The organism is Mediterraneibacter faecis, assembly GCF_055383675.1.
On record NZ_AP043803.1, the window covers coordinates 2,148,191 to 2,170,907 of the forward strand.

The window sequence follows — 22,717 nt, forward strand, 5'->3', positions numbered from 1 at the left end:
AATATATATAACTACAAATAGCCCCCTAAAACATTACCGTGAACGGTTCTGTTTTAGGGGTTCTCTTATTATTTCATATTATTTTCTACCGTCTGCTGTACTTCCTTCGATACTTCATCTGTAAAAATCGGAATAAAAATTTCTTCTTCGATACCTACTCCATAAACTTCATTACCATTGAGTTTTCCATCCATATAATGATCCAAAATCCAGGAATATATTTTTCCGAAATCAAACTTAATCGATGCTGCAACCGTTCCCGGAGCAAGATCATTTTGATTCTCCGAAAATCCAATCACCTTTACTCCATTTTCCTTTGCAGCCTCAATGCAGCCATTTCCAACTTTATTTGCGTAAATAAATAAAACATCTGCACCTTTTCCGATCATTTGGTTTGCAATCTCTTTTCCAAGTTCCTCATCTTCCCAACTATTCGCATAGGCCCTGAGTACTGTTGCATTCGGAAGCTTTCTATCCGCAGCCAGCTGACGAACATCCTTTTCATACTGATCCAGCAAGGTCTCCATTGCCTCATTCGGATAACCGGCAATGATGCCAAGTATTCCTGTCTTCGTCAGATTTCCACCAATGATTCCCGCCAGATGGCTTGCTTCCTCTTCTTTTGGATAAACAGAAAATGTATTTTTACCTGATGCCGATCGGCCATTTAAAATACAAAAATCAACTTTCGGATAATCTCCTGACACAGAAGAAACAACCTCCTCGAACTGTGATCCTGCAAGTATGATCAGATTATAATTATCTTCTGCATATCTACGAATCACTGCCTCAAAGTCTTTCTCTTCGACATTACTCTGATACTCCAGATCAATTTTCTTATCTTTGTTCTGATTTGCAAGAATTCCTTCATAATTTCCCGTATTCCAACTTTGATCATTTGTATCTCCCGGAAGAATTACAACAACTTTCGGATGATTGGCCGGAATAATTTTTCGGTAAGTAGTTCCTTCGATTACTGCAACAATGATAAGTAATACTGCAACAATAATGCCTGTCTCAGCTTTTATTTTCTTTTTTTTCCTGGTATCTTCCATGCCTTATTATCCTTTATTTTTGAGTTCTGTATATTTCAGATTCTCTGGCTTTCGATTATAAATCTCCTAAAAAAGGTTTTCTGTAGAGATACTTTCCATCTCCTCGATTACCTTTAAATTCATTATTTTCAGCGATGATATTTCCTCTCTGCATTACGAGATCAATCTTTCCGTGCAGATCTGTTCCTTCATAAGAAGTATAATCAACAGCTCCGTGCATCATCTCGTGAGTCAGTGTCTGTTTTGCATCAGCATCAATAATCACAAGGTCTCCATCTGCTCCCGGTTCAATAATTCCCTTCTTAGGATACATTCCGTATACCTTTGCCGGATTTGTGCAGGCAACTTCTACCAGCTTGTTGATGCTGATTTTGTTTTTCATTACACCTTCTGAGAAAAGAAGAATCATTCTTTCTTCAACTCCCGGAGCTCCATTCGGACATTTTCTGAAATCATCCTTGCCGTCCTGTTTCTCTTTTGCATAATTGAATGGACAATGATCTGTCGCAACGATCTGAATCTCTCCTGCCTCTAATCCTTTCCACAGCGCATCAAGATCCTGCTGTGTACGAAGCGGTGGAGACATAATATATTTCAATCCATCCGGATCTTTATATCTGTCTTCTGTAAGTGTCAGATACTGTGTACATGTCTCTACAAAAATGTTTTTTTGTCCGTTTCTTCTTGCTTCTTCAACTGCTTCAAGACTTTCCTTACAAGAAAGATGTACAATATACACCGGTGCATCACCTGCAAGCTTCGCAAGATAAAGGACTCTTCTTACAGCCTCTGCTTCTGCAAGATTCGGTCTGCTCTTTGCATGATAGATCGGCGCTGTCTTTCCGGCATCACCATATTCTTTCTTCAGATGCTCTACCACATAATGATTCTCGCAATGGAATGCTGTGATTCCATGCAGTTCTTTCATCTTCTTAAGAACTTCTAAAATACCATCATCATCAATCTTATAGCCATAAGTCATATAAACCTTTGTGCTCTGGACTCCGTCATCCATCATTGTCTCAAGCTCATTTAAAATAGACTCGTCTACATGCTGGACTACTCCATGGAATCCATAATCGATAACAGCTTTATCGTCTGCCAGTCCATGATATACATCCAGTTGATGATGTAGCGGGCATCCTGCCGGTCCGAATCCCATATGGTCTACGATTGTTGTAGTTCCGCCGCATGCGGCTGCAACAGTACCTGTATAAAAATCATCTACTGCTCTCGCGATTCCGACATCAATATCCATATGCGTATGAACATCAACACCTCCCGGAAGAACATATTTTCCTTTCGCATCGATCACCTTATCTGCATCCCCAAATTTTGCTTCCAAGTTCTTTCCGATACATTCGATCACACCATCCTCAATCAGGACATCTGCTTCATAAGTGTCCTCCGGTGATACGATCATTCCATTTTTTACAAGTGTTTTCATGATACTTCCACTCCTCTCTTAGTTTCAGTTATGCTTCTACCGCAGTCTATGCTTTCCATAGCTGCGGTGATTTTTTTGCCTGATGAGTGCTGTTTCTAACCTCTTTTTGCTGCTTTAATATAGATAAAGTATGCAAGACCTGCACCGATACTTCCTACTACATATGCATTGTCAAAGATAAATTTCAGTGGTGCAATATATTTTCCGGCAAAGATAATGATCATTGCTGCCACAAAAATAATGATGATCGGTACATTAAAGCCTTTTGAATAATAATATTTTCCGCCGTCTTCCTTGTACATATCAACCATATCAACCTCTGTCTTATGCTCAAACAGATAGGATACCAGATATAATCCTGAGATAGGTCCCAGCAGCGCTCCAAGCATTCCACATACATTATAAATCAAATCGTACGCACTTGCCAGTGCATTCCACGGTTGAGCAAATAAAGCAAGTACTGCTGCAATCAAAGCAGCCTTTTTGTAGCTTACTTTCTTTGCAAATAAAGTTGCGATAACATTTGTCGGTGGAACCAGATTTGCTGCAACATTTGTTGTCAGTACTGCCATAATAATGAACAACGAGAAAATAATTACAATAAACGGATTGTCAAATTTACTTACAAGAACTGCCGGCTCCCAGATTGCTTCTTTAAATACAATTGCTGCTCCTGCTGTTCCGCAAATTCCTACAAAGGAAATGAATGCTGTCATTACAGGTGCCCCGACAAGCTGTCCTACTGCCTGTGCCTTCTGTGTTTTACAGTTCTTTGTGAAATCTGCCATAGACAGTGCAATACCACCGTCAAATGCAATCATTGAAGACAATGCCGGGAAAAACAGTGTCCAGAAATTCTTGGACGGATCTCCCTGAAGAGATGGGTCAGAAAGAAGTTTCGACACACTCCAATCTGCACTTCTAATTCCCCAGATGATTACGATAAAGCTCAACACAATCAATACCGGTGCTGCAAACTTTTCCAGTTTCTGTAACGCACTGGATCCTGATCCTGCAATATATACGTTCATTGCCCAGAATAATAAGAATGAAATAAATAAACCTTTAAATCCAAGTCCATGCCATGCTGGAATGATTGCTCCGATAATTGCATTAAGTGCCTGACCGCCAATCCATGCCTGAACACCGAACCAGAAACACCCAAGTACTCCACGGACAATTGACGGGACTACAGTTCCTTTTGATCCAAACACCATTTTACTGAGCATCGGATAACCAAGTCCATACTTTGTACCGAAATGTCCAAGAACAACTGCAAAAATCATAACAAGTGTATGTCCTAATACAATCGTTAACAATGCTTGTGCCCATGACATACCAGATACGATCAGTCCACTTGCCACCTGATATACTGCGATAGATACAATCATACCAATCCACAGATTTCCCATGTCCCATGCTGACCAGTTACGCTCTTTTGAACTCAATGGTTTTGTCGCATCTGCATAATTATTTTTGTATTTATGGATTTCCTTTTCACCTTCCGGTGTCAATTCTACCATATCGCCTATCTGTCTTTGAAAAGCCCCCATAATGTACCTCCATTATTTTTTATTTTTGTTTCGATATATCATTTGCGCATTGATATCTTATACTTCAATTTTAGTACATTTTGTTGCATTTTCAATGTGATAACTTTCTACTTTTGTTTAATATTTACGGTTTTTATCTTTTATTGTTTGTTTCTGTATTCTGTCGGCGTAAGATTATATTTTTTCTTAAACATACTGCTGAAATAACGAACATCGTTAATTCCCACTTTTTCTGAAACTTCTCCTATTCTAAGCTGCGGATTCTTAAGAAATTGACAAGCTTTCTCCAACCGGTAATCTATAATATATTCAGATACATTCTGACCTGTATGTTTTTTAAACAACTCACTCAAATAGTTGGGCGTGATACAAAGTTGTTCTGAAATCTTTGTCAAGGTCAGCTTTTGTGAATAATTCATAGAAATGTAGTCCATCGCTTTCTGAACAAAAAGATTTGTCACTTTCATTTCTTGTTTTTCTTCACTACGAGGTTTCTGAATATTTTTCTCAATTTCTTCCAGAATTCCAATCAATTCTCTGGCATTTGTAGGCTTTGTCAGATATCTGGTCACACCAAGCTCTATTGCTCTCTGTGCAAAAGAAAAATCACTATAACCACTTAATATAATAATTTTTGTATTCTCATCCTTTTCACGGATTCGATTGATCAGATCCAGACCATTAATCTCCGGCATCTTAATATCAGTAATAATCACATCCGCATAAGAAACAGACAACTGTTCCAGCGCTTCCATGGCATTTTCAAATACACCTATAATCTCAAATCCAGGTCTGGATGACAATAATTTTGATAGACCATTCCTGATCTTCGGTTCATCATCTACAATTACGATTTTCATCTTCTGTAACCTCCTTTGCCTGATCCACTTCTTCTACCGGGAGAAGAATAGTAACGGTTGTCCCTTTCTGCCATTCACTGTCAATTTTTAATCCATATGCCTCTCCAAAATGCAGCTGGATTCTACGATGTACATTTCGCATTCCAATATGCTTTCCACTGATTTCATCTGACATAATACTCTCCCTAAACCTCATCAAAAGATCTGGCTGCATACCGATTCCATCATCTGTTACACGTATCTCAAGAGTTCCTTCTCTGACGATCGCTTGAATCTGGATTCTGCCCATCTCCTTCTTCTTCTCAATTCCATGCAGAATCGCATTCTCCACAATCGGCTGAAGAATCAGCTTCGGAACAAAACACAGCTTTGCTTCTTCATCTATTTCTATCTGAACTGTCAGACGATCTTCTAATCGGTTCTTCTGAATACAAAGATAACTTTCAATATATTTTAATTCTTCCTCAAAAAGTACAAGCATCTCTTCTCCATGAAGTGAATATTTCAAAATATCTCCTAAAGATACTACAACATCACTTATCTCCCATTCTCCCTTTTCAATTAACATCCAATTGATAGAATCTAATGTATTGTAAAGGAAATGTGGATTGATCTGAGCCTGAAGTGCTGTAAGTTCTGCATTCTTCTGTGCCAGTTTTTGTTGGTATACTTCCATAATCAATTGGCGTAATCTACTGACCATATAATTAAAAGACTGAATCAGCATTCCTATTTCATCATGTGCTTTTGATTCTACCTGTATTTCAAAATCTCCTGCTTCGACCTGTTTCATAGCATTTTTCAATCTCCCGATTGGCCTTGTAAATGTATAGGACAAAATAAAAATTCCAACTCCTGCCGCCAGCATTGCTAGCAAAACAAGGCCCATAATTGCTTCTCGAAGTCTCTTTGCCTGTGGAAAGAAATCATCTGTCGAAACCACTGAATAAGTCTCCCATCCGGTCAGTCCATTATACTGCCTACAGGCAAAATAATCCTTATTATCCCAGTTGAATTCATATCTTCTAACTCCTTTTTCCATCCCTTTTGTTACGACATCTCCCCAATCATAAATATTTGTCTTATTCGAGCACAGAACATTTCCGGCGCAATCCACCAGATAAGTGTACTGATTTTGAAAGGTACTATAATTATTCAACATCAAAAGTCCAAACGTCTCCGGATTCAATTCTATCGCAAGAATTACCTTATTGATAGAACTTATAAATGTTACTACTTCTTCTGCATTTTTCTGACAAAGCGAACTTCCTTTTTCCGTCCAGGTACCATCTCCAACAAGGTTACTTGCTGCATTCTCATATACTTCCATCCGCCTTTTATCATTCACTGCCTGACAGCCTGAATAGCTGTAATACACGGTTCCATCTTCATTCATCAGTATCAAATCTGAGCAGCTTGATATAAGATTTAAAAGCCCTTCCATCCAATCATTTAATTCTTCTGTTTCTTCCTGCGTATGTATCTCTTTTTTCAAATATGCCCTCACGATTTGACTGGATTTTACATTTTCAGCCAGACGATTGATCTGCTGAACCTGACTATTAATAGAGATATCAATTCTGTTAATTGTATCAGCCATCTCTTGTTCTTTGTTTTCCAATACAAGATTTTTTGCATTTTGATAAGAAAAATATCCAATCATTGATCCCATCAAAAGCACCAGTATCAAAAAAGAGAGCATTAACTTCTTTCGCAAAGTCATTTTATCTTTCTCCCTCCATACTTTTCTCCATGTCATTCCACTTGTGTTATCATCTTTGCAACATATTCCATTTTTTCACAATCAACAAATGAATAATTCATAACATAAATATTTTCATACTTTTTCTTCTTCTCACTTGAATGATAATAGGATGACAATGCAGCCAGCTTAATTCCTTTGCTCTTCATTTTATCCAGAAATTCTTCTTCACTCAGGTTTGTATCTACTTTCATTAAAAAATGTACTCCTGCATCTTCTTCCAGAATCTTGATTTTAGTTTTCAATACTCCCTGTAAAAATGCTTCCAGGATCCGGTCTCTCTTCTGCTGATAATAATTACGCAGCCGGTTAATATGTTTCTCAAATGCCCCTGAATTCATAAACTGCGCTAACGTATATTGTTCAAAATTTGATACTGTACAGGAATAAAAAGAAAGTTCTCTGTAAAATCGTTCTGCCAATTCATCCGGCAGCACCATATAACTGATTCGCACTGTTGAACACAAAGTCTTGGAAAATGTATTCATATAAATCACTTTTCCCGATACATCAATGCTCTGAAGCGATGGAATTGGCTTACCGTTCAATCTAAGTTCACTGTCATATTCATCTTCTATAATATATCTATCTTTCGTTTTTGTCACCCAGCCTAGCAGTTCATAGCGTTTACTGATTGGCATTACGATTCCCGTTGGATAATGATGTGACGGAGAACAATGTATCACATTGATTTCTTTTTCTTCCAGTTCTTCTACCTTCGGTCCGTCCTCTTCTATTTCTATATACTCATAACAAGCTCCCATACTGCGATAAATTTTTGCGATTTTATGATATCCCGGATTTTCAACTGAATATTTCAATTCTTTTCCCAAAAGCTGAATCAAAAGACTGGACAAATATTCTGTTCCAGCACCAATAATGATCTGTTCCGGCCGCACCGTCATATTTCGGAATGCTTTCAGATAATCCGCAATGCTTTGTCTTAATTCCATTACTCCGCCACACGGTGGATTAAGCATCAATTCAGTCTGATAGTCATTCATTACTGCCCGCATCGTCTTTGTCCAAATAGAAAATGGAAATGCACTCTGTTCCGTCTGATTACTCGTAAAATCTGCGATATAAGCATTCTTTCCACCGGTAAGGTTTAACTTATTGCTGTAAATCCTATTTTCTGATAAACCGCTCTCGCTTTTCATTCTGTCATCCCGCAGGTCTGCTACATAAAATCCACTCTTTGGAACAGAATAAATATATCCCTCTGCTGCAAGCTGCCCATAAGCATTTTCTACTGTAATTACACTTATAGCCAGATTTTTTGCAAGTGCACGCTTTGATGGAAGTTTTTCTCCACTCTTAATTTTCCCTTGAATAATGTCATTTTTGATACATTTATACAAATATTGATAAAGCGTATCTGACCCTATATTTTCAAAATTATACGTCAACATATTTACTTTTTTCTCCATTCTGACCTTTTTGAATATATCAAAACTGAGTATTTTTATATAGTCACTTTGTCATTATACTATTACCTATCGAATTAGTAAAGAAAAGGAGATTTAAAAATGAGTACAAATAATGAACGTTATGAATTGAATAAAAATCTGGCACAGATGTTAAAAGGTGGAGTGATTATGGATGTTACAACTCCGGAACAGGCAAAGATTGCAGAAGCTGCCGGTGCATGTGCTGTTATGGCGCTGGAAAGAATTCCGGCTGACATCCGCGCTGCTGGTGGAGTTTCCCGTATGAGTGACCCGAAGATGATCAAAGGAATCCAGGAAGCTGTTTCAATCCCTGTTATGGCCAAATGCAGAATCGGACATTTTGCAGAAGCTCAGGTACTTCAGGCAATTGAAATCGACTATATTGATGAAAGCGAAGTCCTTTCACCTGCAGATGATGTCTACCATATTAACAAAAGAGAGTTTGGTGTTCCATTTGTCTGCGGTGCAAAAGATCTTGGCGAAGCACTCAGACGTATCAATGAAGGAGCTTCTATGATCCGTACAAAAGGTGAACCGGGAACCGGTGATATTGTTCAGGCAGTTCGCCATATGCGCAAAATGAACAGTGAAATTTCCAAACTTGTAAGTATGCGTGAAGATGAACTTTTCGAGGCAGCCAAACAGTTGCAGGTTCCTTATGATCTTGTCCTTTACGTACATGAAAACGGAAAACTTCCTGTTGTAAACTTTGCTGCCGGCGGTGTTGCAACTCCTGCTGATGCTGCTCTTATGATGCAGTTAGGCGCAGAGGGAGTCTTTGTCGGTTCCGGTATCTTCAAATCCGGAAATCCGGCGAAACGTGCTGCTGCTATCGTACAGGCCGTTACAAACTATACAGATGCAAAACTGATCGCTGAACTTTCATCTGACCTTGGTGAAGCTATGGTCGGCATCAACGAACAGGAAATTGAACTTCTCATGGCAGAAAGAGGAAAATAAGATGACAATCGCAGTACTTGCCCTTCAAGGAGCATTCATAGAACACGAACAAATGCTTCAAAAGCTTGGAGTTCATACCATTGAACTCCGACAGGCTTCTGATCTGCAAAAAGATTTTGATGGGATTATCCTTCCCGGCGGTGAAAGCACCGTTCAGGGAAAACTCTTACACGATCTTAACATGTTCGAACCTTTAAAAGAAAAGATTCAATCCGGAATGCCTGTTCTGGCCACTTGTGCCGGAATGATTCTCCTGGCTTCTGACATTGCTGAACAAGACGAAACCTATTTTGAAACCATTCCTATGACAGTCAAGCGAAACGCCTATGGTCGCCAGCTTGGAAGCTTCCATACGAATGCAGAAGCTTCCGGAATCGGTGAAATTCCTATGACTTTCATCCGAGCACCTTATGTAGAATCTGTTCATACAGACACGTCCGGAAATACACCTGAGATCCTCAGTATTGTAGAGGATCGTATTGTCGGAGTGAAATATAAGAATCAGATGGCATTTGCATTTCATCCGGAATTAGATCAGGACACACAGATTCATGAAGCATTTCTAGGGATGATCAGATAGTTATCGCAGCATTCTCCAAGGTCTCGTGCAAGTACGGACTTTGGCTCGTTGCTCGCGTAAACAAAAGAAACCGACAGGATGTTTTCTAAATGAGCTTATCATTTTCATCCTGTCGATTTCTTTCTTTTTACTAGTACTATTAAGCAGGTTTTTTACATTGGTGTTCCAACCTCTATCAGATTTCCATCCAAATCATAAAAACGAACAATCTTCTGTCCCCAGCTATGCGTCATCAAACGATTCACAAATTTTATATCTGGATAAAGTTTGTCCAGTTTTTCGACAAAGGCTTCGATATTCTTCTCCTCAAAATATAACTCACAGGAATTGCTCTCTGAAATGATATCTCTTTCCAGAAAGTTCTTCCAAATTGTTTTCTCCTGAAGAACAAGTCCCTCTGTCAGAATGACATTTCCTTCATTATCAAGTATTACATCAAGTCCAAATAAATCATAATAAAATTTCTTCGATTTCTCGATATCTTCTACAACAATCATAATATTTCTTAATCTCATACTTCATAATCTCCTTGTGAGGTTTTATGCATCTACTTTCCACTCTGCCAGCGGTTTTAGCTCAATCTTTGTTCCGTTTGGAAGCGAAAACCAATGGTCATTGATTGCTTTTACCGGATACGCTTTGATTTTCTCCATAATCTCTGCCTCTGAATCTACTGCAATGGAAATATGATCATATCCATTTTCTGATGCTGCATCCAGCTCCTCTACTTCGCAAAGCTGGATACCTTCTTTGTACCAGCATTTTCTTCCCGGTTTTTCACCGATTTCTCTCCACATATGCATCTCAAATACATCTTCAAAAAAATGTTGTGCTTCTTCATATGATTTCGTGCGGATTGCTGCGTGATCGATTCTTGCCATTTTGACACACTCCTTTTTTCTTATTCTACTACCTCTATATTACGTTATTTCTTTTCATTTTTCATTATAAACTCAAATTGTTTAACAAAAAAAACAGCGCTTTCGCACTGCTTCTCATTCCTGTCTATATATCATGTACCTTCAAAACTACATACAGTTAAAACCAACATCATCATCCAAACCTATCACTGCTTTGGTTATGCCCTCGACCTATTAGTAACAGTCAGCTCCATGTGTTACCACACTTCCACCTCTGCCCTATCTACCTCGTCGTCTTCAAGGGGTCTTACTAACTTGACGTTATGAGATATCTCATCTTGAGGGGGGCTTCACGCTTAGATGCCTTCAGCGTTTATCCCTTCCCGGCTTGGCTACTCTGCTATGCCTTTGGTAAGACAACAGATACACCAGCGGCCAGTCCATCCCGGTCCTCTCGTACTAAGGACAGCTCCTCTCAAATATCTTACGCCCACGCCGGATAGGGACCGAACTGTCTCACGACGTTCTGAACCCAGCTCGCGTACCGCTTTAATGGGCGAACAGCCCAACCCTTGGGACCTACTTCAGCCCCAGGATGCGATGAGCCGACATCGAGGTGCCAAACCACTCCGTCGATGTGAACTCTTGGGAGTGATAAGCCTGTTATCCCCAGGGTAGCTTTTATCCGTTGAGCGATGGCAATCCCACTTTATACCACCGGATCACTAAGTCCTACTTTCGTACCTGCTCCACCCGTCGGTGTCGCAGTCAAGCTCCCTTCTGCCTTTGCACTCTTCGAATGGTTTCCAACCATTCTGAGGGAACCTTTGAGCGCCTCCGATACCCTTTCGGAGGCGACCGCCCCAGTCAAACTCCCCACCTGACATTGTCCCCCAGCCGGATCACGGCTGCTGGTTAGAAACCCAGTACTGCAAGGGTGGTATCCCAACATTGGCTCCATGGCAACTGGCGTTACCATTTCCTAGCCTCCCACCTATCCTGTACATGCAATACCGAATCCCAGTATCAAGCTGGAGTAAAGCTCCATGGGGTCTTTCCGTCCTGGCGCAGGTAACCAGCATCTTCACTGGTATTTCAATTTCACCGGGTGCATTGTTGAGACAGTGCCCAAATCATTACGCCTTTCGTGCGGGTCGGAACTTACCCGACAAGGAATTTCGCTACCTTAGGACCGTTATAGTTACGGCCGCCGTTTACTGGGGCTTAAGTTCAAAGCTTCGCTTGCGCTAACCTCTCCCCTTAACCTTCCAGCACCGGGCAGGCGTCAGCCCATATACCTCACCTTTCGGTTTTGCATAGACCTGTGTTTTTGCTAAACAGTTGCTTGGGCCAATTCTCTGCGGCCATCTTACTGGCACTCCTTCTCCCGAAGTTACGGAGTCATTTTGCCGAGTTCCTTAACAATGCTTCTCCCGTCGGCCTTAGGATTCTCTCCTCATCCACCTGTGTCGGTTTACGGTACGGGTATCCTGCAAACAATAGCGGCTTTTCTTGACAGTCAGCTCACGTGCTTCCCTACTTATTTTCAGTCCACATCACGTCTTCAGATTAAAGAGCGGATTTGCCAACTCTTCTCCTACCTCGCTTGTACCGGTCTTTCCATTCCCGGCTCACGCTCTCTGCCTGTGTCCCCACAGTTCTGTTACAGGATAGTACAGGAATTTCAACCTGTTATCCATCGACTACGTCTTTCGACCTCGCCTTAGGCCCCGACTTACCCAGAGCAGATCAGCTTTACTCTGGAAACCTTAGATATTCGGCCGGAAGGATTCCCACCTTCCTCTCGCTACTCATTCCGGCATTCTCTCTTCTTAAAAGTCCACAGCTCCTTTCGGTACTGCTTCGTCCCTTTAAGAATGCTCCTCTACCAATTGAATTCTCAATTCCAAAGCTTCGGCAGTGTGTTTTAGCCCCGGACATTTTCGGCGCAGGACCTCTCGACTAGTGAGCTATTACGCACTCTTTGAATGAATGGCTGCTTCTGAGCCAACATCCTAGTTGTCTTCGAAATCCCACATCCTTTTCCACTTAACACACATTTTGGGGCCTTAGCTGTTGGTCTGGGCTCTTTCCCTTTTGACCACCCAACTTATCTCGGATCGTCTGACTCCCATACATCATCTACACGGCATTCGGAGTTTGATATCCCTTAGTAAGCTTTGACGCCCCCTTAGGAATTCAGTGCTCTACCTCCGCAAGACTCGTATGAGGCTAGCCCTAAAGCTATTTCGAGGAGAACCAGCTATCTCCGGGTTCGATTGGAATTTCTCCCCTATCCACACCTCATCCCCACCCTTTTCAACGGATGTGGGTTCGGTCCTCCATTGCCTTTTACGGCAACTTCAACCTGGACATGGATAGATCACCCGGTTTCGGGTCTACTCCGACTGACTATGCGCCCTATTCAGACTTGGTTTCCCTTCGGCTCCGGACCTTTAGTCCTTAACCTCGCCAGCCAGCGTAACTCGCCGGACCGTTCTACAAAAAGTACGCGGTTGAGCATATAAAGCTCTTCCACAGCTTGTAAACATATGGTTTCAGGTTCTTTTTCACTCCCCTCCCGGGGTCCTTTTCACCTTTCCTTCACAGTACTATGCGCTATCGGTCACTAAGTAGTATTTAGCCTTACGGGGTGGTCCCCGCATCTTCCCACAAGGTTCCACGTGTCTCGTGGTACTCTGGATCCCGCCATGTCAACTCGTCTTTCGCTTACGGGGCTTTCACCCTCTCTGGCCGGCTTTCCCAAAACCGTTCTGCTAAACTCGTTGAATCAATTCCGCGGTCCGAACCCCAGCATGCACGCACGCTGGTTTGGGCTCTTCCGTTTTCGCTCGCCGCTACTCACAGAATCACATGTTGTTTTCTCTTCCTCCGGCTACTTAGATGTTTCAGTTCACCGGGTTCCCTTCCTTAAGTTATGTATTGGCTTAAGGATACTTGAGGTTTGCTCAAGTAGGTTTCCCCATTCAGAAATCTCCGGATCAAAGGATATTTGCTCCTCCCCGAAGCTTTTCGCAGCTTATCACGTCTTTCATCGGCTCTTAGTGCCAAGGCATCCACCATACGCTCTTATCAGCATAACCAACTCGACCTCATCCCACGGGAATGGGATAATGTCCACACATACATAGCGTTGTATGCGTTGGTGATAGTCAATTTATTTTAAGTCTGTTTTCTTCAGACTGTAAGTTAATGTTGTTAACATTACCTCGGATGTCTTGATTAGATATTTATCTAAATCTATTGATTTTTACTATATGCAGTTTTCAAGGTACATAAGATGAAGTCCTTATTCAGTTCTTCATCTGACTGACTTTTTCATCAGTCATCAGAGACTAAAAGCTTTCTTTTAAACTCTGATCACTGGTGAAGACCAGCTTTATCGCAGAACCTCTCGGTTTATTTTCTTTTTAATTTGGCGGCCACCTACTCTCCCACACCGTCTCCAGTGCAGTACCATCGGCCGCTTAGGTCTTTACCATCGTGTTCGGGATGGGAACGGGTGTTACCCCTAAGCGCATCGCCACCAAAAGTTTTGGTTACTTGATAACCCAACAATAGACAACAGTAAAAACTCTCTACTTTTTTCTTCCTTAGAAAGGAGGTGATCCAGCCGCACCTTCCGATACGGCTACCTTGTTACGACTTCACCCCAGTTATCGGTCCCACCTTCGGCAGCTCCCTCCTTACGGTTGGGTCACTGACTTCGGGCGTTACTGACTCCCATGGTGTGACGGGCGGTGTGTACAAGACCCGGGAACGTATTCACCGCGACATTCTGATTCGCGATTACTAGCGATTCCAGCTTCATGTAGTCGAGTTGCAGACTACAATCCGAACTGAGACGTTATTTTTGGGATTTGCTCGACCTCGCGGTTCTGCCTCCCTTTGTTTACGCCATTGTAGCACGTGTGTAGCCCTGCTCATAAGGGGCATGATGATTTGACGTCATCCCCACCTTCCTCCAGGTTATCCCTGGCAGTCTCTCTAGAGTGCCCGGCCAAACCGCTGGCTACTAAAGATAGGGGTTGCGCTCGTTGCGGGACTTAACCCAACATCTCACGACACGAGCTGACGACAACCATGCACCACCTGTCATCCCTGTCCCGAAGGAAAGGCAACATTACTTGCCGGTCAGGGAGATGTCAAGAGCAGGTAAGGTTCTTCGCGTTGCTTCGAATTAAACCACATGCTCCACCGCTTGTGCGGGTCCCCGTCAATTCCTTTGAGTTTCATTCTTGCGAACGTACTCCCCAGGTGGACTACTTATTGCGTTTGCTGCGGCACCGAACAGCTTTGCTGCCCGACACCTAGTAGTCATCGTTTACGGCGTGGACTACCAGGGTATCTAATCCTGTTTGCTCCCCACGCTTTCGAGCCTCAACGTCAGTTACCGTCCAGTAAGCCGCCTTCGCCACTGGTGTTCCTCCTAATATCTACGCATTTCACCGCTACACTAGGAATTCCGCTTACCTCTCCGGTACTCTAGATTGACAGTTTCCAATGCAGTCCCGGGGTTGAGCCCCGGGTTTTCACATCAGACTTGCCACTCCGTCTACGCTCCCTTTACACCCAGTAAATCCGGATAACGCTTGCACCATACGTATTACCGCGGCTGCTGGCACGTATTTAGCCGGTGCTTCTTAGTCAGGTACCGTCATTTTCTTCCCTGCTGATAGAGCTTTACATACCGAAATACTTCATCGCTCACGCGGCGTCGCTGCATCAGGGTTTCCCCCATTGTGCAATATTCCCCACTGCTGCCTCCCGTAGGAGTTTGGGCCGTGTCTCAGTCCCAATGTGGCCGGTCACCCTCTCAGGTCGGCTACTGATCGTCGGCTTGGTAGGCCGTTACCCCACCAACTACCTAATCAGACGCGGGTCCATCTCATACCACCGGAGTTTTTACCCCTGCACCATGCGGTGCTGTGGTCTTATGCGGTATTAGCAGTCATTTCTAACTGTTATCCCCCTGTATGAGGCAGGTTACCCACGCGTTACTCACCCGTCCGCCACTCAGTCACCAAGATCTTCATCCGAAGAATCAAATCAAGGTGCTTCGTTCGACTTGCATGTGTTAAGCACGCCGCCAGCGTTCATCCTGAGCCAGGATCAAACTCTCGTTAAAAGTGTTTGTATCCAGTTCAGAACCAACTAACTAGCTAATTCTTTCCTTTTTACTGTTGTTTTGGTTTGTTTAAAAACCGTTCTTAAAAATCTTCTCTTAAAGAAATTTTCAAGGGTTGTTGTTGTCTATTGTTCAGTTATCAAGGTTCTTTGTTTGTGTCGTTCTTTTCAAGCGACAGCTTTTATATTTTATCAAAAGCTTTTGTCTTTGTCAAGAACTTTTTTATTTTTCTTTGCCGCTCTTTTCGAGCTTTCCTTTGCCGTCTCACGCGACAGCTTATTTAGGATATCACTTTCAGAACTCTTTGTCAACAACTTTTTTGATTTATTTTTCAATTATTTCATTGATTTTTAAATCTTCCAGTTTCCTTCCGATCAAGAATGTCCCGCCTCCGCGTCTTCTTTTATCTTCCGTTGCTCTGTTGTTTTCTTTGCTGTTCCTCAGCGACGAAGGTTATCTTATCACAGCTGTTTTTAATTGTCAATGTTTTTTATATATTTCATGCAATTCAGAATATTCTGAAAATTAGTGTCTGCGTTCCCAAACACTAACAGCTATTGCAAGCTTGCTTGCAGTAAGCTGATAGGGTTGGGGAACATAGGGCGAATGCCCTTAACCGAAAGGACGTCAGTTCTTTCGGTTGTTGCAGATGCGTAAACTGCGTTCCCCAACTCTAACAAATAGATCCGATAGCCAAAACAGCTGTTTTGCAAACGTCTGAATAATAATCAAAAAAACAAAAGAGACCATGCTCAACACAGTCTCTCTCTTTTACTATTTTATTTTCTTTTCAACTTCTCTCGGAAGACGTTCGTACAACCATGTCATACGTTTCAGTCTCTTCACCGTCTCTTCATCAAACTGTCCCTTCTCCATTCTCCAGGTCCAGTTTCCGCCAAGTGTAGACGGTACATTGATTCTCGCCTTTCCATCCAGGTTCAGTAAATCCTGCATCGGAGTTACGCAAAGGTTCGCCTTACTGCTCATTGCAAGTCGGATGAAATCCCACGCCAGATCATCTTCATCCAGGCGTTGTGCATTCATATACTCTTTTGCAAAATCTCGCGTCGCTTTATCTGTACTGTGATACCATCCTCTTGTTGTATCATTGTCATGCGTACCCGTATATACAACACTGTTTTCCGGATAATTATGCGGGAGATATGCAGAGCCTCCATTTGGATCAAATGCAAACTGTATTACTTTCATTCCCGGGAATCCACTGTCGGATAGCATCTGAAGTACACTTTCTGTCAGGAATCCAAGGTCTTCTGCAATAATATTCAATTTGCCAAGTTTTTCTTCAATTGTACGGAACAGATCCATTCCCGGGCCAGGCATCCATGTTCCATCCACTGCTGTCTTATTTCCATAAGGAATGGAATAATATTCGTCAAATCCACGGAAATGATCAATTCTTACTACATCATATAATTTGAGACAATGACGGATTCTCTTAATCCACCAGTCGTATTCTGTCTTTTTATGATATTCCCAATTATACAGCGGATTGCCCCACAACTGTCCTGTTGCAGAAAAATCATCCGGAGGACATCCTGCTACTGCCACCGGATTATTCTCTTCATCAAACTGGAATAACTCCGGAGATGCCCATGTATCTGCACCGTCAAATGCAACATAAATCGGAATATCTCCAACGATCTGAATTCCCTGTTCATTTGCATAAGCGTGAAGCTGTGACCACTGTTTATCGAATTCATACTGCTGGAATTTGTAAAAATCAATCTCTTCTGCAAGTTCTTCTCTCGCATTCTCAAGTGCTGCTTCCTCGCGGTTTTTCAGGGCTTCTTCCCATTCATTCCAGCTAATTCCACCTTTGCTGTCCTTGATTGCCATGTAAAGACTATAATCATCCAGCCAATACGCATTTTCTTTGATAAAGTTATCATATGCTTCATCTTTTTCGAAACGCTCAAATGCCTTTTTCAGCACTTTAAATCTTGAATTGTAGATTTTTTCGTAATCAATACTGCCTGCCTGCTCTCCAAAATCATACACTTTACATTCTTTTTTTGTCAGAAGTCCTTCTTTGATCAGTGTCTTCAGATCAATAAAATATGGATTTCCAGCATATGTGGAGAAAGACTGGTACGGGGAATCCCCGTATCCAGTCGGTCCAAGCGGCAGAATCTGCCAGTAACTCTGTCCAGCCTCTTTTAACTGATCAATAAATTTATACGCCTCTTTTGAGAAACAGCCAATTCCGTATTTTGATGGCAATGAAAATACCGGTAATAATACTCCGCTCGCTCTTTTCACGTTCTTCTCCTCCTCTTACAGATGCCAGATATCTCTGTTGTACTCTTCGATTGTTCTGTCAGATGAGAAATACCCTGCTTTTGCAATATTTACAAGTGCTTTCTTAGCCCATGTTTTCTGATCTGCATAAGCTCTCAATGCTTCTTCTTTCTTTTCTTTATAGCTGTCGAAGTCAAGAAGAGTCATGAACCAGTCTTTACTGATAATCTCATGCTGCAGTCTCTCAAGATTCTCTTTCTCTCCAACTTTCAGAACTTCCTCGCTTGTAATAAAGTCAATTGCTGCCTTGATCGCAGGATTCTTCTCATAGAAATCTCTTGCGACATAATCAGCCTTTGCATAATGCTCGATTACTTCATCACTGGATGCACCGAATACAAAAATGTTATCGTTTCCAACGAGTTCATGAATCTCAACATTTGCTCCATCCTCTGTTCCGAGTGTTACAGCTCCGTTCAGCATGAATTTCATATTACCTGTTCCACTGGCTTCTTTAGATGCAAGTGAAATCTGCTCAGAAATATCACAAGCCGGAATTAATTTTTCAGCCTTTGTTACGTTATAATTCTCAACCATAACAACCTTCAGGTATGGACTTACCTCTGGATCATTGTTGATGATCTCCTGCAGACAAAGAATCAAATGAATGATATCTTTTGCGATCACATAAGCCGGTGCTGCCTTTGCTCCAAAGATAGCTGTCACCGGTGCAGCCGGAATCTTTCCTGCTTTGATCTCAAGATATTTATCAATGATATATAATGCATTCAGCTGCTGACGTTTGTACTCATGCAGACGTTTGATCTGAATATCAAAGATTGTATCAGGGCTTACTTTTACTCCCTGTGTCTCTTCCAGATATTTGCAGAGTGCTTCTTTATTTGTATGTTTAATCTCTACTAATCTGTCAAGAACCTTCTCATCATCCTTAAATGCAAGAAGTTTCTCAAGTTCAGCTGCATCTTTCTTGTATCCCTCTCCGATCAGTTCATCAAGAAGCTCTGTGAGAGCCGGATTACAATGTAGTAACCAGCGACGGAATGTAATACCATTTGTCTTATTGTTAAACTTCTCTGGATAAATCTTGTAGAAATTATTCAGTTCTGTCTCTTTCAGAATCTCTGTATGAAGAGAAGCAACACCGTTTACACTGAATCCGTAATGGATATCAATGTGTGCCATATGAACTGTATCATTTCTGTCAATAATAGAAACGCTTTCATCTTCATATTTTCTTCTTACTTTATCATCCAACACTTCGATGATCGGCATCAGCTGCGGAACTACCTTCTTCAGGTAATATACAGGCCATTTTTCCAGTGCCTCTGCAAGGATTGTATGATTTGTGTATGCACATGTCTTAGAAACAACTTCGATCGCCTCATCCATGTCTAATCCTCTCTCTACAAGAAGACGGATCAGTTCCGGAATTACCATTGTCGGGTGAGTATCATTGATCTGGATCACTGCATAATCAGCAAGATCATGAAGGTTGCATCCCTTTGCTGTACATTCATCAAGAATCAGCTGTGCTCCTGCACTTACCATGAAATACTGCTGATAGATTCGAAGCAGTCTTCCGTTCTCATCACTGTCATCTGGATATAAGAAAAGTGTCAGGTTCTTCTCGATGTCTTCTTTATTAAAAGCAATTCCATCCTCTACGATTGTCTCATCTACAGAGTCAATATCAAAGAGATGTAATTTATTTGTCTTATTGTTATATCCTGTTACTTCAATATCATACATTCTCGCATTTACATTAAGTCCTTTGAAAGATACCGGATAAACAACATCTGTCTTTTTCAGCCAGGATTTTTCTTCAATCCATGGATTCGGAGTTTCTCTCTGAAGGTTATTTTTAAACTCCTGTTTAAAAAGTCCAAGATGATAGTTCAGTCCGACACCGTCTCCTGCAAGTCCAAGTGTTGCGATTGAATCAAGGAAACATGCTGCCAGTCGTCCAAGTCCACCATTACCAAGTGACGGCTCTGGCTCTACTTCTTCGATCTCTGCAATATTCTTACCGTTCTGTGCAAGTACATCTTTTACTTCATTAAAAATACCAAGGTTGATCATGTTGTTAGAAAGCAGTTTTCCGATCAAGAACTCTGCGGAAATATAGTAAAGTTTTTTCTTACTATCTGTACGTTCCTTTTCTCCTGCCATTTCCTGCACCATACTAAGAAGTGCTCCGTAGATTTCTTCATTGGAAGCCTGTGCAATCTCTTTACCAAGTTTCTGCTGTAATGTTTCCTGAATGTTCATTTGAATAATCTCCCTTCAAATCTGATTCTGTTTTTATGTTACATACTTTGTTTCTTTGTTTTCAACTTATGATTGTATTTTAATACGATTATCTTCAAATATCTTGCAATATACTTGCACTTTATTGTACAATACTATCATTCTTATAATTCAATCTAGTTTGACCAGTAGGTGTGTCAGATAACATTTTATTGAAAGGATCTCATTTTTACATGAACATTAACGAATATCAGAATTACCATGAAACAAAAGCGCATACATCCGCAGAATTTCCTTATAATACTTATCTCTGCTCGATCCCTCTCGATTTCCCTGGAGTACCACTGCACTGGCACGATGAGTTGGAACTTGTTGTCATTAAAAGAGGGCAGGGTTTTGTTTCTGTGGACTTTGATAAGCGTCTGGTTCACAGTGGAGATATTATTATTATTCCCCCTAGATGTCTCCATGCCATCGAACAGGATGATACTTTTAAAATGGAATATGAAAATATTATTTTCAAACCAGATTTACTTTCTTCCGGAGCAAACGATCTGTGCATGATTCAATACATCGTTCCGCTTCTTGACGGTTCTCTTCCCATTGAATATTTTCTCACTCCGGCTCTCGGATCTTTTGAAGCCTTAAGCAATTGTATCCGACAGATTGACCTTGTCTGTGCTGATCAGACACCTGGATGGCAGCTTGCTGTGAAAAGTTCTCTGTTTAACTTTTTCTTTCTTCTGATCTCTGAACGTCAGAAAAAAACAGTCTCCACTTCCTCCAATTCCAAATCTTTGGAGAAAATGAAAACTGTTTTAAAATACGTAGAAAATCATTATACAGAAAAACTAACGATTGATGACATGGCTGAACTTACTTATTATAGTAAATCCCATTTCATGAAGTTCTTCAAAGCCCACATGGGAATCGGATTCACTGAATACTTAAATGATTACCGACTTACAATGGCTGCCAGACTTCTCAAATCATCCGATGACTCTATTCTGATGATTGCTGATGCCAGTGGTTTTGACAATCTGTCCTACTTTAACCGCATTTTCAAGAGAAAATATGGTATTTCACCTGGGGCTTACAGGAAAGCATAGTAACTATCCAAAAACAATTATGAGTGATAATACAGTTCGATTGGATCAATCGGATCAAATGGATGTTCTTCTTCCATTTTCTTATTCCGCCCACGACGTTTCATCAGCTCGCCGCTCTTGTTGTATACCCAGAAGGAATATACAAGGAGCTTATTTACCTTCCCGATCTTCTCTTTTGTCGTCTTATTATAATAGACACCACCTGTCTTGAATGCAGTCTTCTTATGGATCAAAGAGATCAGCTCTGTCTCCGTTTTGACCGGTTCAGGTAAGATTGTATATGCCCGTCCGACACAGTCTGTCTTGTGGGAATCACTTCCACCGGTCATCACCTTACCGTATTTTTCTGCCAGTTTTAAGGCACCGGCATTAGAATCCTTCGGTTCACAACAATTGAATGTCTCAATAAAATCGAATCGTTTAACAATCTCAGGTGAGAGATAGTATCTTCTCGCATGAGTGAAGCTCATGTACTTTTCTCCGCATGGATGTGCCGGTCCCAAAACTCCACCATTGCGGTGAACCAAATCGATCAGAAGTGCAAGCGGCATTCCACGCATCTCAAGTAGACGCATCTTTACACCCTCCGGCATAATTACAAGAATATGCCCTGCATCTCTCGTATCATATTCAATTCCTTTGAGTACCACAAAATCGGTATGTTTCTTTCCTTTTAAATTCTTTTTCCAGTAGCGGTAGCCATTATATGTGTCGTGATCCGTGATCACCATTCCCTGAAATCCGTGTTCCTTGAGTATCGTGATATATTCCTCAATCCCTACCCTGCTGTCTATGGACCCCTCTTTCACGTGACAGTGCATGTCTATCTTCATATTTGAGTCCTCCTTTTCCGCAGTCCTGATTTTATAAAAAGTACTATGTGAAATAACTTTATTTTCGTTCTTTAAAAAGACTGCTTATTGATAAATTCATTATACCTCGTTTATATAGGAGTGACAAGCAGCTCTTTAATTACGGAAGTTGAAGAGTTACTGTTCAATATCTGATTCGTCACTTTCATTGCAGATTCCACACCGAATCGAAGTAAATAATAATCCTCAACACTTTTCAAATCTTCCCATGCAATCGGAAGAATTTCAACTTTATATTGTTCCTGCACGTTCTCTCAATTCCTTTCTTGCTTCGGAGATACTTCTTGTCTTTGCTCCGTTTAACCTTTCTTCTTCTGCCTGCATGATTTTCGCACGAAATTCCAATGCCTGTTCCCTTTTCTCAAAGGCATCAATATTCATAAATACTCCGTCATCCTCGTCATTTTTTGTTATATAAATCGGTTCACCCGTTGACCTTGCAAGATTGGAAATAGTAGAATAATCGTTTCGTAATGTTGCTGAAGCCTTGATAATATTTGTTTTCCGAATACACTTTGTTCAGAATGTTAAT

16 protein-coding genes and 3 rRNA genes are annotated in these 22,717 nt (G+C 41.3%); 3 read left to right on the forward strand and 16 right to left on the reverse strand.

The window, feature by feature from the left end; genetic code table 11:
- Nucleotides 1–68: 68 nt before the first annotated feature.
- The 6 genes from ACZ47Z_RS10150 to pdxR all read right to left on the reverse strand — a co-directional run bounded on the left by ACZ47Z_RS10150 (nucleotide 69) and on the right by pdxR (nucleotide 8,107).
- Entirely contained in the window at nucleotides 69–1,055 is a 987-nt protein-coding gene (locus tag ACZ47Z_RS10150) for a BMP family protein (protein ID WP_054753458.1), read from the reverse strand.
- A gap of 55 nt (nucleotides 1,056–1,110) precedes the next feature.
- Nucleotides 1,111–2,502: a dihydropyrimidinase gene (gene hydA, locus ACZ47Z_RS10155; protein ID WP_054753457.1), complete on the reverse strand. Its 1,392-nt coding sequence runs from the start codon at nucleotides 2,500–2,502 to the stop codon at nucleotides 1,111–1,113.
- A 95-nt stretch (nucleotides 2,503–2,597) separates the two neighbouring features.
- A complete protein-coding gene (locus tag ACZ47Z_RS10160) occupies nucleotides 2,598–4,055 on the reverse strand; it encodes an NCS1 family nucleobase:cation symporter-1 (RefSeq protein ID WP_055156825.1) in 1,458 nt (485 codons plus the stop codon).
- Between the two features lie 140 nt (nucleotides 4,056–4,195).
- A complete protein-coding gene (locus ACZ47Z_RS10165; RefSeq protein ID WP_020437167.1) occupies nucleotides 4,196–4,915 on the reverse strand; it encodes a response regulator transcription factor in 720 nt (239 codons plus the stop codon).
- Nucleotides 4,893–6,638 carry a cache domain-containing sensor histidine kinase gene (locus ACZ47Z_RS10170; RefSeq protein WP_464525549.1) on the reverse strand — a complete coding sequence of 582 codons (1,746 nt, stop codon included), beginning with the start codon at nucleotides 6,636–6,638 and terminating at the stop codon, nucleotides 4,893–4,895. The genes ACZ47Z_RS10165 and ACZ47Z_RS10170 overlap by 23 nt, the downstream gene beginning before the upstream one ends.
- A 32-nt stretch (nucleotides 6,639–6,670) precedes the next feature.
- Nucleotides 6,671–8,107, reverse strand: a complete 1,437-nt coding sequence (gene pdxR / locus ACZ47Z_RS10175) for a MocR-like pyridoxine biosynthesis transcription factor PdxR (RefSeq protein ID WP_464525550.1) — start codon at nucleotides 8,105–8,107, stop codon at nucleotides 6,671–6,673.
- A gap of 99 nt (nucleotides 8,108–8,206) precedes the next feature.
- Here pdxR and pdxS point away from each other — a divergent pair, with 99 nt between their 5' ends.
- Complete coding sequence (gene pdxS / locus ACZ47Z_RS10180; protein WP_020437164.1) at nucleotides 8,207–9,088, forward strand: pyridoxal 5'-phosphate synthase lyase subunit PdxS; 882 nt, start codon at nucleotides 8,207–8,209, stop codon at nucleotides 9,086–9,088.
- Nucleotide 9,089: 1 nt separating this feature from the next.
- The gene (gene pdxT / locus ACZ47Z_RS10185) at nucleotides 9,090–9,668 is read left to right on the forward strand and encodes a pyridoxal 5'-phosphate synthase glutaminase subunit PdxT (protein ID WP_054753451.1); all 579 of its coding nucleotides are present in this window, start codon (nucleotides 9,090–9,092) and stop codon (nucleotides 9,666–9,668) included.
- A 152-nt stretch (nucleotides 9,669–9,820) separates the two neighbouring features.
- Here the strand turns inward: pdxT and ACZ47Z_RS10190 are convergent, their stop codons facing one another.
- The 7 genes from ACZ47Z_RS10190 to ACZ47Z_RS10220 form a co-directional block, all read right to left on the reverse strand.
- Entirely contained in the window at nucleotides 9,821–10,183 is a 363-nt protein-coding gene (locus tag ACZ47Z_RS10190) for a VOC family protein (protein WP_464525551.1), read from the reverse strand.
- A 24-nt stretch (nucleotides 10,184–10,207) separates the two neighbouring features.
- The gene (locus tag ACZ47Z_RS10195; RefSeq protein WP_054753447.1) at nucleotides 10,208–10,549 is read right to left on the reverse strand and encodes a VOC family protein; all 342 of its coding nucleotides are present in this window, start codon (nucleotides 10,547–10,549) and stop codon (nucleotides 10,208–10,210) included.
- Nucleotides 10,550–10,742: 193 nt separating this feature from the next.
- Nucleotides 10,743–13,632, reverse strand: a 23S ribosomal RNA gene (locus ACZ47Z_RS10200).
- 330 nt (nucleotides 13,633–13,962) lie between these two features.
- Nucleotides 13,963–14,080, reverse strand: a 5S ribosomal RNA gene (gene rrf / locus ACZ47Z_RS10205).
- Between the two features lie 66 nt (nucleotides 14,081–14,146).
- Nucleotides 14,147–15,677, reverse strand: a 16S ribosomal RNA gene (locus tag ACZ47Z_RS10210).
- The 16S, 23S and 5S rRNA genes sit together here, the layout of an rRNA operon.
- 774 nt (nucleotides 15,678–16,451) lie before the next feature.
- Entirely contained in the window at nucleotides 16,452–17,957 is a 1,506-nt protein-coding gene (malQ, locus tag ACZ47Z_RS10215) for a 4-alpha-glucanotransferase (RefSeq protein WP_020436671.1), read from the reverse strand.
- A gap of 15 nt (nucleotides 17,958–17,972) precedes the next feature.
- A complete protein-coding gene (locus ACZ47Z_RS10220) occupies nucleotides 17,973–20,225 on the reverse strand; it encodes a glycogen/starch/alpha-glucan phosphorylase (RefSeq protein WP_464525552.1) in 2,253 nt (750 codons plus the stop codon).
- Nucleotides 20,226–20,437: 212 nt separating this feature from the next.
- On the opposite strand from ACZ47Z_RS10220, the gene ACZ47Z_RS10225 reads away from it, so the two are divergent.
- Nucleotides 20,438–21,313, forward strand: a complete 876-nt coding sequence (locus ACZ47Z_RS10225) for an AraC family transcriptional regulator (RefSeq protein WP_015529668.1) — start codon at nucleotides 20,438–20,440, stop codon at nucleotides 21,311–21,313.
- 17 nt (nucleotides 21,314–21,330) lie between these two features.
- Here the strand turns inward: ACZ47Z_RS10225 and ACZ47Z_RS10230 are convergent, their stop codons facing one another.
- The 3 genes from ACZ47Z_RS10230 to ACZ47Z_RS10240 all read right to left on the reverse strand — a co-directional run bounded on the left by ACZ47Z_RS10230 (nucleotide 21,331) and on the right by ACZ47Z_RS10240 (nucleotide 22,680).
- Complete coding sequence (locus tag ACZ47Z_RS10230) at nucleotides 21,331–22,146, reverse strand: PHP-associated domain-containing protein (RefSeq protein ID WP_015529667.1); 816 nt, start codon at nucleotides 22,144–22,146, stop codon at nucleotides 21,331–21,333.
- Between the two features lie 110 nt (nucleotides 22,147–22,256).
- A complete protein-coding gene (locus ACZ47Z_RS10235) occupies nucleotides 22,257–22,433 on the reverse strand; it encodes a hypothetical protein (protein WP_226901264.1) in 177 nt (58 codons plus the stop codon).
- Nucleotides 22,417–22,680 (reverse strand): type II toxin-antitoxin system Phd/YefM family antitoxin, encoded by a 264-nt coding sequence (locus tag ACZ47Z_RS10240; protein WP_054752368.1) that lies wholly within the window; start codon nucleotides 22,678–22,680, stop codon nucleotides 22,417–22,419. The genes ACZ47Z_RS10235 and ACZ47Z_RS10240 overlap by 17 nt, the downstream gene beginning before the upstream one ends.
- Nucleotides 22,681–22,717: the final 37 nt, after the last annotated feature.

Bases quoted from the DNA above. Each gene is read 5' to 3' on its own strand.
- ACZ47Z_RS10170 (WP_464525549.1), bottom strand. From the start codon at position 6,638: ATGACTTTGCGAAAGAAGTTAATGCTCTCTTTTTTGATACTGGTGCTT.
- ACZ47Z_RS10225 (WP_015529668.1), top strand. From the start codon at position 20,438: ATGAACATTAACGAATATCAGAATTACCATGAAACAAAAGCGCATACA.
- pdxR (WP_464525550.1), bottom strand. From the start codon at position 8,107: ATGGAGAAAAAAGTAAATATGTTGACGTATAATTTTGAAAATATAGGG.
- pdxT (WP_054753451.1), top strand. From the start codon at position 9,090: ATGACAATCGCAGTACTTGCCCTTCAAGGAGCATTCATAGAACACGAA.
- pdxS (WP_020437164.1), top strand. From the start codon at position 8,207: ATGAGTACAAATAATGAACGTTATGAATTGAATAAAAATCTGGCACAG.
- ACZ47Z_RS10190 (WP_464525551.1), bottom strand. From the start codon at position 10,183: ATGAGATTAAGAAATATTATGATTGTTGTAGAAGATATCGAGAAATCG.
- ACZ47Z_RS10230 (WP_015529667.1), bottom strand. From the start codon at position 22,146: ATGAAGATAGACATGCACTGTCACGTGAAAGAGGGGTCCATAGACAGC.
- ACZ47Z_RS10195 (WP_054753447.1), bottom strand. From the start codon at position 10,549: ATGGCAAGAATCGATCACGCAGCAATCCGCACGAAATCATATGAAGAA.
- ACZ47Z_RS10165 (WP_020437167.1), bottom strand. From the start codon at position 4,915: ATGAAAATCGTAATTGTAGATGATGAACCGAAGATCAGGAATGGTCTA.
- ACZ47Z_RS10150 (WP_054753458.1), bottom strand. From the start codon at position 1,055: ATGGAAGATACCAGGAAAAAAAAGAAAATAAAAGCTGAGACAGGCATT.
- ACZ47Z_RS10220 (WP_464525552.1), bottom strand. From the start codon at position 20,225: ATGAACATTCAGGAAACATTACAGCAGAAACTTGGTAAAGAGATTGCA.
- ACZ47Z_RS10160 (WP_055156825.1), bottom strand. From the start codon at position 4,055: ATGGGGGCTTTTCAAAGACAGATAGGCGATATGGTAGAATTGACACCG.
- hydA (WP_054753457.1), bottom strand. From the start codon at position 2,502: ATGAAAACACTTGTAAAAAATGGAATGATCGTATCACCGGAGGACACT.